This window comes from Capnocytophaga sp. oral taxon 324 str. F0483 (genome assembly GCF_000318315.2).
In the GTDB taxonomy this organism is placed as follows: Bacteria; Bacteroidota; Bacteroidia; order Flavobacteriales; family Flavobacteriaceae; genus Capnocytophaga; species Capnocytophaga ochracea.
This window is the reverse complement of sequence record NZ_KB291523.1, coordinates 1-12,947: the sequence shown is the minus strand read 5'-3', so window position 1 is coordinate 12,947 and position 12,947 is coordinate 1. Positions and strand designations below refer to the sequence as shown.

Below are 12,947 nucleotides of genomic sequence, written 5' to 3'. Positions count from 1 at the left end.
CATTTGCTAATTACTTCGTACCTTTGCACTTTCAATAACTATCAATAGAATATAATAATGAGAAAAATACTCTTAGCACTCTCTGTTTTCGCTTTTACGCTGAATGCAATAGCCCAAGATAACCCTTGGCAACAACAAGCTGATTACCAAATGAACGTAACGATGGACGTAAAAAACTTTCAGTATAAAGGCACCCAAAAACTCACGTATACCAATAACTCTCCCGATACTCTGAGCGTGGTATTCTACCACCTCTATTTCAACGCTTTTCAGCCAAATAGCGAAATGGATAGCAAACTGCAATCCATCCCCGACCCCGATAGACGTATGGTTAACAATCTCGGCACCGATAAAAACCCCATTTACCAGAGTCGTATAGCCAAACTCTCACCTTCTGAAATCGGACTATTGCGCATTACGGCTATGAGTCAGGACGGACAAAAAGCTACCTTCTCTCACGAAAGTACAATCCTAAAAGTAACCCTCCCCACCCCTATTCTACCTCACAGCAAAACAGTACTCGATATGACCTTTGAAGGTCAAGCGCCCGTAATGATACGTCGTGCAGGTCGTAATAACCCCGATGGCGTAGCGCTTTCAATGGCACAATGGTACCCTAAAATGGTAGCTTACGATCATCAAGGTTGGCATACTACCGAATACTTAGGTCGTGAGTTCTACGGCGTTTGGGGTAACTTCGATGTAAAAATCACCCTCGACAAAACCTATGTGGTAGCAGGTTCAGGCGTGTTGCAAAATCCTAACGAAATGGGCTGTGGTTATGAAGATAAGGGCGTAAAAATACCCCAAACCAAAGCTAAAACCAAAACGTGGCACTTTGTAGCCGAACGTGTACACGATTTCACTTGGGCTGCCGACCCTCAGTTTACTCACGATAAGCACACTCTCACCGACGGTAAAACCATACACTTCTTCTATAAAAAATATCCAGAGAATTGGAAGCGTATCCAGCCCGATATGCTCAAAGTATTCGATTATTTCAATACGCTTATAGGCAAATATCCTTGGCCTCAATACTCTTTCATTCAAGGAGGCGATGGTGGTATGGAGTATGCAATGTGTACCCTTATGGAAGGCGGTAAGAAATATGAGAGTTTAGTAGGCACCGCCACCCACGAACTGGCTCACGCTTGGTTTCAACACCTCTTAGCTACCGATGAGGCAGCTTATCCGTGGATGGACGAAGGGTTTACCTCCTATATCCAAACACTTGCCGAACAACAAGTGTTGCACCTCATTCCTACAACCAACTATCCCTTTACTAAAGCCTACAATGGCTACCTAAACTTAGTAAAATCGGGGTTACAAGAACCTACCATCACTCATTCCGACCGTTATGCGACGAACTACGCTTATAGTATTGCCGCTTACTACAAAGGACAGCTCTTCCTCACTCAGTTAGATTATCTAATGGGTAACGAAGCACTGATGAAAACTCTCAAACGCTACTACCGAGAATATGCTTTCAAGAATCCAACCCCCAATGATTTTATTCGCATAGCCGAAAAAGTATCAGGAATGCAATTGCAATGGTTCCTCAATGAGTTTATGCAAACTGACCACGTAGCCGATTACGCTATCGACAAGGTAGAAGCCAAAGGAAATAAAACGGCAATTACCCTCAAACGCTTAGAACGCCTGCCTCTTTCTATCGACCTTTTTGTAACCGATAAAGCTGGTAAAACCCAATACGTATATGTGCCCTTGCGAATGACTTACGGCGAAAAACCAAACACTTACCCTAATTATCCCCGTACGGTAGTTCCTGCTTGGGGTTGGGGTAACCTTACCTACACTTTTGAACTCGATATGCCATTGAACAATATCCAGAGTATAGTATTAGACCCTAATAACAGAAGTGTAGATATCAATAGGGAGAATAATATTTATAAGAAATAGAATGTATACTGTTATTATCTTTTTAGGATTTTATAATTTGCTCTTTGCCCTCTTCCATTTGTTGTTTTGGAGACTTTTTAAACAGTATTATTTTTATTACCTTTGCTTTATTAAAATCAGTATATACTAACTCCTAACATCTAACACCTAAACAATGGACAATATTTTAGGATACGATACAATAAAGAACTATTTGCAAGCCAGTGTGGAAGCAGGTCGCATTCCACACGCTCAATTATTTGTGGCAGGCGAAGGACAAGGCGCTCTGCCAATGGCAATCGCCTACGCAACTCTCATTCTTTCGCACGATAACCCCAAGGCAAAGGCTCAATGCGCCCAACTCGCTCACCCCGACCTTCATTTTGCTTTCCCCACAGCTATTAATGACAAGGTGAAAAAAGACCCTATTAGTGCTCTCTTTATGGACGAATGGCGCGCTTTTGTAAAAGAACAGCCTTATGGTTCCCTTTTTGATTGGCTCGTGTTTCTTGGTATAGAGAAAAAACAAGCCAACATAGGGGTAAATGAGGCTAAAGAGATTACCAATAAATTAGCACTGAAATCATTTGAAGGTGGTTATAAGGTAATGATTATCTGGATGGCAGAGAAGATGAATGCCGAAGCCTCTAACAAGCTCCTCAAACTCCTCGAAGAACCCGCCGATAAAACAGTCTTTCTCTTGGTGGTAGAAGATGAAAATGCCCTATTAGACACTATCAAATCTCGTTGCCAAATCCTGCGTTTCCCGCCCCTAAGTGAGAATGCTATCAAAGAAGCCCTCGTAGAACGTGGTTTAGCTGATGCCGAAGCGACCAAAATAGCTCTACGCGCTCAAGGAAACTTCAACAAAGCCCTCCAACTGATGAACAACAAAGAAAGCGAAGAAGCCATTTTTGAGCGTTGGTTTATTGCGTGGGTGCGCACAGCCTACCGCGCACGTGGTAACAAAGCCTCTATACAAGGACTCTTGCAGTGGAGTGACGAAATCAATACCGTAGGGCGGGAGGCGCAAAAACAGTTTTTGCAGTATTGCGCTGAGGTATTCCGTCAGGCGTTCCTACTGAACTATACCGCCTCTAATTTGGTGTATATACAATTCGCCGACCCTACTTTCCAACTTGCTAAATTTGCCCCTTTTATTCACGGCGGTAATATCGAGGCAATACATAACCTCCTCGAAGAAGCCCAGTTACACGTAGAGCGCAATGGCAATGGCAAAGTTATTTTCACCGATTTAGCTATTAAACTCACAAGATTGTTACACACTAAGCAATGAGACAATTTTCTAATTTTCTAATCTGCTAATTTGCTAATTTAAAATTATGTTAACCGCAATTTCCCCTATCGATGGTCGTTATGCCGATAAAACGACCTCCCTTGTGCCTTTCTTCTCCGAAATGGCTCTCATTCGTTATCGTGTGCAAGTGGAAGTAGAGTACTTTATCGCTCTATGCGAACTCCCCTTGCCTCAACTCGCCAATTTTCCTAAGGAAAGATATACCAACCTTAGAAAACTCTATCAAAAATTCTCAGAAAAAGAAGCTCTAAAAGTAAAAGAAATAGAGCAAACTACCAATCACGATGTAAAAGCGGTTGAATATTTCATTAAAGAGGCTTTTGATAAATTGCAATTAGAAAAATACAAGGAGTTTATCCACTTTGGTCTCACCTCTCAGGATATCAACAATACTGCTATTCCACTTAGCATCAAGGAAGCTGTACAACAAGTGTATTTGCCTGCTTTGGAGCAATTGCTCAGCAAACTGAGAAGTTTAGTAACCCAATGGAAAGATGTCCCTCTACTGGCGCGCACTCACGGTCAGCCGGCGTCCCCTACGCGTTTAGGCAAGGAGTTCGAGGTGTTTGTCGTTCGTATAGAACAGCAGTTACAAACCCTTATAGCAGTGCCTTATGCTGCCAAATTTGGGGGAGCTACCGGTAACTACAACGCTCATAAAGTAGCCTATCCTAATATCGATTGGAAGGCTTTCGGCACTCGCTTTGTAGAGGAAATATTAGGCTTGCACCATTCTTTTCCCACTACTCAAATTGAGCATTACGACCATTTAGCCGCTCTTTTCGATGCTCTCAAACGCATCAATACGATTCTCATCGATTTAAATCGCGATGTTTGGACGTATATCTCTATGGATTACTTCAAGCAACAGATAAAAGCTGGCGAGGTAGGCTCTTCAGCTATGCCTCATAAAGTAAACCCTATTGATTTTGAAAACTCCGAAGGTAATTTAGGCATTGCCAATGCTCTTTTAGAGCATTTATCATCGAAATTACCTATTTCCCGTCTACAACGCGACCTCACCGATAGTACAGTATTGCGCAATGTAGGGGTGCCTTTTGGTCATATACTCATAGCCCTGCAATCTACCCTCAAAGGGCTCAATAAACTTCTTTTAAATGAAGATAAAATCCGCGAAGACTTGCAAGACCATTGGGCAGTAGTAGCCGAAGCTATCCAAACGATTTTGCGTCGTGAAGGCTATCCTAACCCCTATGAAGCCCTCAAAGCCCTCACGCGCACCAATACCGCTATCACTGCCGAGACTATTAGCAGTTTTATCGATACCTTGGAAGTAAATGAAGATGTAAAGGCAGAACTAAAAGTTATAACGCCCGAGAACTACACAGGAGTTTAAAACAACAGTCACAATATCCAATAAAAAAGAAAAGCCTACTTGAAATTTCAAGTAGGCTTTTCTTTTTTATTAATACTTCACATATTAAAAATCTACGGTTACCCCTAACTTCTCAGCAATAATACGATTGATATACTCCGAAAGGGCTGGAATGCTTACGCTCTCCAATACGGTATTTGCAAAAGCATAGGTGAGTAAGGCAGCCGCTTCTTTTTTGCCTATCCCACGTGTTTGCAAATAGAATAAAGAGTCTGCGCTGAGAGAACCTACGGTACAGCCGTGTGAGCACTTCACATCATCGGCAAAGATTTCGAGCTGGGGCTTGGTGTATACGGTTGCCTTATCGGAGAGGAGAATATTGTCATTCTGCTGATAAGCATTCGTTTTCTGGGCGATTTGCTCCACCATTATCTTACCGTTGAACACATTGGTGGCTTCATCACTTACGATACTCTTATAATCTTGATGACTCTCACAGTTAGGATATGCGTGGTTCACTAGCGTATAATGGTCGGTGTGTTGTGTGCCTTGCAAAATGCTCAACCCTTTGAGGGTAGATTCTAAATGCTCACCCTGGTGATAGAAATTGAGGTTGTTGCGAGTGAGTGTCCCACCAAACGAGAAGGTATGCACGCTGGCGTGGCTGTTTGCCTCTTGCGAAATATAGGTGTTATCGATAAGGGAAGCCGTCAGGCTATCGTTTTGCAATTTGTAATAATCAAGGAAAGCATCTTTGGCTACAAACACTTCGGTTACCGCATTGGTAAGGATTGCCGTAGCAGTATCCGATAAGTTTTGGTAAACTTCAATGACTTTGAGCTGTGCATTCTCACCCACTGCAATAATATTGCGCGGCTGGTAGCAAGTGGTTTCTTTTCTGTCGTTGAAATACAGCAACTGTATGGGTTTATTTACCACTTTCCCCTTAGGTACTTCTATATATATCCCTTCTGAGGCAAAAGCCGTGTTGAGGGCTGTGAATATATCGCCTTTTTCGGTATTGGTGTTGAAGTATTTTTTGATAAACGTCTCTCCGCCCTTGTGTAATGCTTCTAATAGAGGTGTAACAGTAACGCCTATGAGCTCTTTGCTCGACATTTCGGGGCAGTAATAGCCGTTAACAAACACAAGCTGATAACAATCCGAGATAGCGTACTTGTGTAACACTTCGGGAGAGAGGGTTGTTTTATTGTGAATAGGTTGCCACAAGCTGTAATCAGTAGCTTGGAGGTTAGAGAGAGAGGTGTATTTCCACGCTTCTACTTTCTTATGTGGAAAACCTTTTTCGGCAAAGAAACTAAGGGCTTCTTTGCGAATGTCTTTTAATATATCGCCTTTATGTGGGAACTGCTCAAAAGTAGCTACCCATTTGTCTTTTAAATTCATAGTCTAATTTGCTTATCCTTTCAGCCAATCATAGCCTTTTGCTTCCAATTCTAAGGCGAGGTTTTTGTCGCCTGTTTTTACGATTTTACCGTCGGAAAGCACGTGTACGTAATCGGGGACGATGTAGTCTAAAAGGCGTTGGTAATGGGTGATAACAAGCACCGCATTGTTTTCGTTTTTGAGTTTATTCACCCCATTAGCTACAATGCGTAGGGCGTCGATATCAAGACCAGAGTCGGTCTCGTCTAAAATAGCAATTTTAGGTTCGAGCATTGCCATTTGGAAGATTTCGTTGCGTTTCTTCTCACCGCCCGAAAAACCTTGGTTAAGGGAACGCGAAAGGAAGTCAGGATTGATTTCTAGAAGGGCGGCTTTTTCGCGTATTTTTTTGAGAAGTTCAGCAGCAGGCATATCGGGTAATCCTTGTGCCTTGCGACTCTCGTTAATAGCAGTTTTGATGAAGTTGGTTACTGATATTCCAGGGATTTCCACTGGGTATTGGAAAGACATAAAAATGCCTTTATGTGCGCGCTCTTCGGGGGCATCTTCTAACAGACTTTCGCCATTGAGGAGGATATCACCCTCTGTTACCTCAAAGTTTTCGTTACCCGCAATCACCGCCGAAAGGGTAGATTTGCCTGCTCCATTAGGTCCCATAATGGCGTGTACTTCGCCTGCTTTTATTTCTAAGTCAATTCCTTTAAGGATTTCTTTGCCGTCCACACCTGCGTGGAGATTTTTTATTATTAACATTCTTAATTGAGTTTAGTGATACTTCTCTTCTAACTATAAAGTATGATACACTTGTATTAGTACTCATATTTCTCAATAGTACCATCATTTCCGTCCGTCACTTTGGTAATTTTAGTAGCGTAACCTTGCGGGTTATTAGCTTCATTTTTATATTCTGTACTTAAGTATGGGCTACCTTTAATAAGTCCTAAGCTAGGGTTGTTAGAGTCTTCTAGTTGTTGGGTTCGTTCGAATACTTTCACTACAAGATTTTTGCTATTAGTGGCTTCATAAAGCTCATAAAAGGTGTAATTTTCTAAAGGAGTGTTTGCTAACGTGATAAGTTGTATTTGCAAGTTTCTCTTGGGGTTTTTCTTCTGTAAGTCATACTCATATAGATAGGTCTTTCTAAAAGAAACTACTCCGTTTGTGAGATTATCGTATACTTTCTTTATCAAGTTGCCTTCTGGACTAAAAGTATAGATATATGTGTCGTATCCAGAATCACCCGTTGCCACCACAGTATGGGCGTCTGGGTAGGTAAGATTGTAAACTACTGAAGGGATAGGGGCAAATTTACTTAGCTTCCCATCTTTGTAGTCAAAAGTAATAGACATAGAAAACTTTCCTAATTCACTTTTTTTAATTTCAGTAACTTGGTCTTGGTCATTAAAGCTAAATTCTACAACTTCTTGAGCTATACCGTCTTTATCAATATCTATTCTGGCAGGAAGCTTCTTACCTTTTAGGGGTTTAATAATCAAATGTTTGACCTCCTTTCGTTCTGATCCAGAAATTTCGTACTCTTTTGCTTCTTTAATAAAACCATCCTCTAGGGTGTAAACCATTTCGGTGGAACTATCTGCTGAATATTCTATGATGTACTTAGTAGGTAATATAACCTTTTCTTCCCAAGGGTCAGGAGCTTTGTTATTGCTATTATTGTTATTGTCATCATCACTTTTGCAGCAAGCAACTCCAATGAGAGCAAGACTTGCTAAGATTAACAGTTTTCTCATAACGATTTTTTATTAAATTAGGGAGCAAAGATAGTCTTTTTTGGTGTAACGGACAAAAAATGAGATAAAAAAGCTCAGTATCTGCATTTAGGGCAAACACACAAAATATCTTCTGTGAAATTAGTGACACTTCTCTTCCAGCTATAAAGTATGATACAGCTTGTATTAGTACTCATATTTTTCAATAGTACTATCATTTCCCATCATCACTTCGGTAATTTTAGTAGCGTAACCTTGCGGGTTATTAGCTTCATTTTTATATTCAGTTAAATATGGAGTGCCTGTAGTAAGTCCTAAGCTGGGGTTGTTAGGGTCTTTTGGTAGTTGGGTTAGTTTAGTTTGTTTTACTACAAGGTTTTTGCTATTAGTGGCTTCATAAAGCTCATAAAAGATGTACTTATCTAAAGGAGTGTTTGCTAACGTGACAAGTTGTATTTGCAAGTCTCTCTTGGGGTTTTTCTTCTGCAGGTCATACTCATATTGAAAGGTCTCTCTAAGAAAAACTTCTCCTCCATCATTGAGTTTATCTTTTACTTTCTTTATCAAGTTGCCTTCTGGACTAAAAGTATAGGTTTTTCTGTCGTGTCCAGAAGCACTCGTTGCCACCACAGTATGGGCCTCTGGGTAGGTAATTTTGTAAACGATTGAAGGAGAAAATTCACTTAGTTTTCCTTCTTTGTAGCCAAAAGTAATAGACATAGGATGCTTTCCTATTCTACTTTTTCTAATTTCAGTAACTTGGTCTTGGTCATTGAAACTAAATTCTACAACTCCTTGAGCTATACCGTCTTTATCAATATCTATCCTGGCAGGAAGTTTCTTACCCTTTAGAGGCTTAATAATCAAATGTTTGACTTCCTTTCGCTTTGAACGATAGGTTTTAAACTCTCTTGCTTCCTTAATAAATCCGTCCTCTATGGTGTAAACCATTTCGGAGATATCATCCTTTGAACGCTCTATGATGTACTTAGTAGGCAATAATGTCTTTTCTTCCCACGGGTCAGGAGTTTTTTTATTGTTATTATTGTTATTGTCATCATCACTTTTGTGGCAAGCAACTCCAATGAGAGCAAGGCTTGCTAAAATTAACAGCTTTCTCATAACGGTTTTTTTAATTAAATTAGGGAGCAAAGGTAGTCTTTTTTGGCGTAACGAACAAAAAATATTTCTCCTATCTCCTCCTTATATTCGTGCCACATACGTGGTTTAGGTGTGGTACAGACACCCTATACCTATCGTAAATAACCTAATTTCTTTAAAAACCTCTCTATGGGGAAATTTAGCCCGCCCTGCTAGTGGCGTTTCGTTCCTACTCTCACCATATCATCACTAAGGTACCTATGGTAATGAGTGAGACACCTATCACCGATTTAAGGGTGAAGTCCTCGTGTAGGAAGATAATAGCCAAAACAAAGGTGATGGCGATACTTAGTTTATCTACCGAAACAACTTTGGTGGTTTCACCCATTTGCAGGGCTTTGTAATAGCACAACCACGATGCCCCTGTGGCAACTCCTGAGAGGATAAGAAAGACCCAACTGCGCTGGCTTATCTGGGCAATATTATGCTGACTTTGGGTGATGAAAACCATTGCCCACGCCAGCAACACAACTACCACTGTGCGGATAGCGGTCGCTACATTAGAATTGACCCCTTCAATGCCTATTTTGGCAAGAATAGCGGTAAGAGCAGCAAAGATAGCCGAAAGTAGTGCAAAAACGAACCACATCATACGTTATTTTGTGACAAAGGTAAGTATAATTTACTAATTAGCAATTAGCAAATTATCTAATCTGCTAATTTATAAATATGTAAGGCATCTGCTTGGTGGAGCGGGGTAACAGTAATATCGGTGATTTGAACTTTATCTGGCAGATTGACGATATAGGCGATAGTGTCGGCTATATCTTCGGCATATAGGGGCGTGATACCCTTATACACGTTCTCGGCTTTCTGCTCATCGCCTTTGAAACGCACCTTGCTGAAATTGGTCTCTACCAACCCTGGTTTTACGTTGGTAACCTTTATTTTTTTATCCATTAGCTCTATGCGCATCGCATCGCTTAGGGCTTTTACGGCAAACTTGGTCGCACAATAAATACTGCCATTAGGGTAAGCTATCTCACCCGCTACCGACCCTACATTCACTATCGTCCCCACCTTGTCGGTGGCAATCATTAGCGGAATCACACTATTGGCAATATAGGTAAACCCTTTGATGTTGGTGTCAATCATCTGGTCTATATCTTCTATGGCGTAAGTATAGAGGTGTTGCAGTCCGATAGCTAACCCTGCATTGTTGATGAGTATATCTATTTGTCGCCATTTTTCGGGTAAGGACTGGATATTTTTCGCCACCTCTTGATAGTTTCTCACGTCGAAAGCTAAGGTTATAACCTCCACAGCGTGTTCTTTTTCGAGTTGGGCTTTCAGTTCCGCCAATATCTCAGTCCGACGAGCGCAGAGAATCAAATTGACGCCCATTTGTGCCAACTTTTCGGCTACCGCCTTACCTATCCCACTACTGGCACCCGAGATGAAAGCTATTTTTCCTTTGATACGATTTAGTTCCATTTGTTTAGATATTTAAGTGTTAGGTTATCTCCATATCTTTTTCATTACCCCTTCTACAGTAGGTTGGTGATACTTACCCTCTTTATCTTTTGTGGTATTGAACACAGTAGGGTCAAAGTGCGGACAGTTGAGTGCTAAAAACTGAAAGAAGTAGCCATCGCTGTAAAACATATAAGGCATAAACTCCCGTTGAAAATCGTTTTCGCACTCAAATTCATTGTTTATGATGATACGCACAAAAGCTGCAATGTCCTCTTGGGTGAGGTTGTTGTGTTTTACAGGGTCAGGCATAGCCAAATCAAAGGCAAAGACTTCAATGCCATTGCTTTCCCACCATTCCCACAGCCAAGTGTTGGAAAGGTCTTTACCGGTGAGCTCACTGAGGTATTGCTCCATCGCCTTGTATTCTTTGTCAAACACTTCTTCGGGAGTGTCTTCACTTTGAGTATCCCAAAAGGCTTCGTAGTCTTGCAGGCGTTTGAGCACGAGGGGGTATAACCTTTCTGCGGTTGCAAAATCGGGGCGTAGTTCTTTTCTAAGGTTTTTCATTTTCGTTAATTTTAATCATCATACGAAGTGTAATCCCATTGCAGACCATAACTTCCTAAATCATTTAATAGTTTATCAAAAAGAGCTTTTTGGGTAGTCCCTATAAAGATAGCTGTGGGTTTTCCAGTATCTCGGTGTATAGAGAGTGTTATCACAAGCTTAAAATCTTCATCGGTAAAGGTGCGTTGTCCTTCCCAACTGAGAGAGGTAAGTTCGGTATATTGTTTTTCTATATGGGCAACTGCTCCTGTGGGTACTTCAAAGTCTTCCATTTTCCAACCGCCCATTGCATTAGCATTGTAACGCAAGCCTCCCATCACACCGTTGTAAATAGCTATGTACAGCCAAAAGTCGGAGAGTGTTTGAGTTTCTAATACCCAATCTGGGTCGGTTTCTGAGCCGTAATTTCCCCAAACTGGAGGGTTAGAGATTGTCAAATCCTCTTTGCGAATTGCCCACATTACCACCCCTTGGTTTTCTTCACAAAAACAAAGGTAATCCCCTGCAAAGTATAACTGCTGGGGCGTTGCTAAACTGTTAAACGACTGGTTTACGCTTTTCGTAGCCCCTAACTGTAAGTAATACGCTCGGAACATTTGAGGCAAGGTGATGTTCAAGCGCTTTTCAGCTTTTGATAGTTCCCCTTCCGAAAACCCTTTGCAGTCCTTAGGCATTAAATTGTATAGTTTTTTGATGTTTTCCATATTAATACCTTGTACTTTACTAAAGTTTCTATCTACCCGTGTGGCTCGTACCCTGTCTTGTTACGACCTTTGTAAAAGTTGATTACCTTATAATCACTCGCCTTTTCGGTGTGCGTAGGGGCGATTGGCAAATCGTCCTCTAAGAGATAAGCCCATTCATTTACAATCTATTTTTGTTTGACTCTAAAAAGACAAAGCCTTTATTTTTGCTTATTTTTTTATCGAATTTCTATAGCGTGAGCAACATACGCTTCCTCTTATCATTAATCATTAACCATTCATCACTAACCATTCATCATTTTTCTACCTCTTTTTCACTTTGCTCGCCACTACTTGGGAGAGAGGCTGGAGGTGAAGCCTTCCTCATTCTCATATTCAGAAACTCTACCCCTAACGAAAACGCTATCGCAAAGTACAAGTATCCCTTAGGCACAGCGCCCACCGTTTGCCCTGCCAATACTGCTTCCGATAGGTGCATACTCTCAGTAATAAGCATAAAACCAATGAGTATCAAGAACGAAAGTGCCAATATCTGAATCGAAGGATTGCGGTTTACAAAGTTGCCCACAGGGTTCGCAAAAAGCATCATTATGCCCACCGAAAGCACTACCGCTGTAATCATTATATAAATCGCCCCTGTCAGCCCGCTGGTCATTCCCACCGCCGTAAGAATACTATCCATCGAGAAAATAAGGTCTATCAGCAGTATTTGTACAATAGTTCCCCCGAAAGAAGCATGTTGTCGCCCCTTAGGGTTATCCGATTGTGTAACGTGTTCTATATGATTCACTTTCGCGTGAATTTCCTTAGTCGATTTATAGAGCAGGAAGATACCCCCCGCAAGCAGTATGAGAGCCTGCCCGTTAAAATGAGCTGAAAACCACCCCCAGTCAAGGCTGATAAGCGGGTCTTTCAACCTAATCAGAAACGAAATGCCCAATAAAAGAGCAATGCGCAAAAACATCGCCAAGAAAAGCCCTAAGCGTGTAGCGCGCTTACGTTGATGTTCGGGCAGCTTCCCCGTAACGATAGAGATAAATATCACGTTATCAATCCCCAATACAATTTCGAGGAACGTAAGAGTAATAAGCGCCACAAGGGCATCAGCAGTAAAAAGAAAATCCATTTTATACTTAGTTTTTAAAACGCAAAGATAAATCAAAAATTGAATATGAATACAACCCAAAGCCCAAAATAATAAAATTCTTATTCAATTACACCTTAATTATGAGAAAAGTTTCCCGTCCCCATACTCCCCCTAAACTCCTCCCACAAATTTGCTGATTTCCAAATTTTCTAATTTTCTAATTCTCTTTCCCGTCACACTTCCTCCCTTTTCCGTCGCTATATTCCCCCTTTGAAGGAAGTCCGCGAAAGCGGAGTATGTGTAAAGGGGGATGTTATCTCCT

At 41.2% G+C, this 12,947-nt stretch carries 12 protein-coding genes; 3 read left to right on the top strand and 9 right to left on the bottom strand.

Annotation, left to right across the window (positions count from 1 at the left end):
* Positions 1-57: 57 nt before the first annotated feature.
* The 3 genes from HMPREF9072_RS06555 to purB all read left to right on the top strand — a co-directional run bounded on the left by HMPREF9072_RS06555 (position 58) and on the right by purB (position 4,574).
* Positions 58-1,920 (top strand): M1 family metallopeptidase, encoded by a 1,863-nt coding sequence (locus HMPREF9072_RS06555; protein WP_009410988.1) that lies wholly within the window; start codon positions 58-60, stop codon positions 1,918-1,920.
* 154 nt (positions 1,921-2,074) lie between these two features.
* Positions 2,075-3,196: a hypothetical protein gene (locus tag HMPREF9072_RS06550; protein ID WP_009410986.1), complete on the top strand. Its 1,122-nt coding sequence runs from the start codon at positions 2,075-2,077 to the stop codon at positions 3,194-3,196.
* Positions 3,197-3,242: 46 nt separating this feature from the next.
* Positions 3,243-4,574 carry an adenylosuccinate lyase gene (purB, locus tag HMPREF9072_RS06545; protein ID WP_009410985.1) on the top strand — a complete coding sequence of 444 codons (1,332 nt, stop codon included), beginning with the start codon at positions 3,243-3,245 and terminating at the stop codon, positions 4,572-4,574.
* Positions 4,575-4,658: 84 nt separating this feature from the next.
* Here purB and sufD read toward each other — a convergent pair whose 3' ends face one another.
* The 9 genes from sufD to HMPREF9072_RS06500 form a co-directional block, all read right to left on the bottom strand.
* Complete coding sequence (gene sufD / locus HMPREF9072_RS06540; protein WP_009410984.1) at positions 4,659-5,960, bottom strand: Fe-S cluster assembly protein SufD; 1,302 nt, start codon at positions 5,958-5,960, stop codon at positions 4,659-4,661.
* A 12-nt stretch (positions 5,961-5,972) separates the two neighbouring features.
* On the bottom strand, positions 5,973-6,713 hold the full coding sequence (sufC, locus tag HMPREF9072_RS06535; protein WP_002675160.1) for a Fe-S cluster assembly ATPase SufC: 741 nt from the start codon (positions 6,711-6,713) through the stop codon (positions 5,973-5,975).
* Positions 6,714-6,769: 56 nt separating this feature from the next.
* Positions 6,770-7,711 carry a hypothetical protein gene (locus HMPREF9072_RS06530; RefSeq protein WP_009410983.1) on the bottom strand — a complete coding sequence of 314 codons (942 nt, stop codon included), beginning with the start codon at positions 7,709-7,711 and terminating at the stop codon, positions 6,770-6,772.
* Positions 7,712-7,876: 165 nt separating this feature from the next.
* Complete coding sequence (locus HMPREF9072_RS06525; RefSeq protein ID WP_009410982.1) at positions 7,877-8,812, bottom strand: hypothetical protein; 936 nt, start codon at positions 8,810-8,812, stop codon at positions 7,877-7,879.
* 214 nt (positions 8,813-9,026) lie between these two features.
* Positions 9,027-9,443, bottom strand: coding sequence for an EamA family transporter (locus HMPREF9072_RS06520; RefSeq protein ID WP_083475893.1), 417 nt, complete (start codon positions 9,441-9,443; stop codon positions 9,027-9,029).
* A 56-nt stretch (positions 9,444-9,499) separates the two neighbouring features.
* The gene (locus HMPREF9072_RS06515; protein WP_009410980.1) at positions 9,500-10,285 is read right to left on the bottom strand and encodes an SDR family NAD(P)-dependent oxidoreductase; all 786 of its coding nucleotides are present in this window, start codon (positions 10,283-10,285) and stop codon (positions 9,500-9,502) included.
* Positions 10,286-10,309: 24 nt separating this feature from the next.
* On the bottom strand, positions 10,310-10,834 hold the full coding sequence (locus tag HMPREF9072_RS06510) for a hypothetical protein (protein WP_009410979.1): 525 nt from the start codon (positions 10,832-10,834) through the stop codon (positions 10,310-10,312).
* A gap of 11 nt (positions 10,835-10,845) precedes the next feature.
* The gene (locus HMPREF9072_RS06505) at positions 10,846-11,538 is read right to left on the bottom strand and encodes an SMI1/KNR4 family protein (protein ID WP_009410978.1); all 693 of its coding nucleotides are present in this window, start codon (positions 11,536-11,538) and stop codon (positions 10,846-10,848) included.
* A 295-nt stretch (positions 11,539-11,833) separates the two neighbouring features.
* Positions 11,834-12,664: a TerC family protein gene (locus tag HMPREF9072_RS06500; protein ID WP_009410977.1), complete on the bottom strand. Its 831-nt coding sequence runs from the start codon at positions 12,662-12,664 to the stop codon at positions 11,834-11,836.
* Positions 12,665-12,947 lie beyond the last annotated feature (283 nt).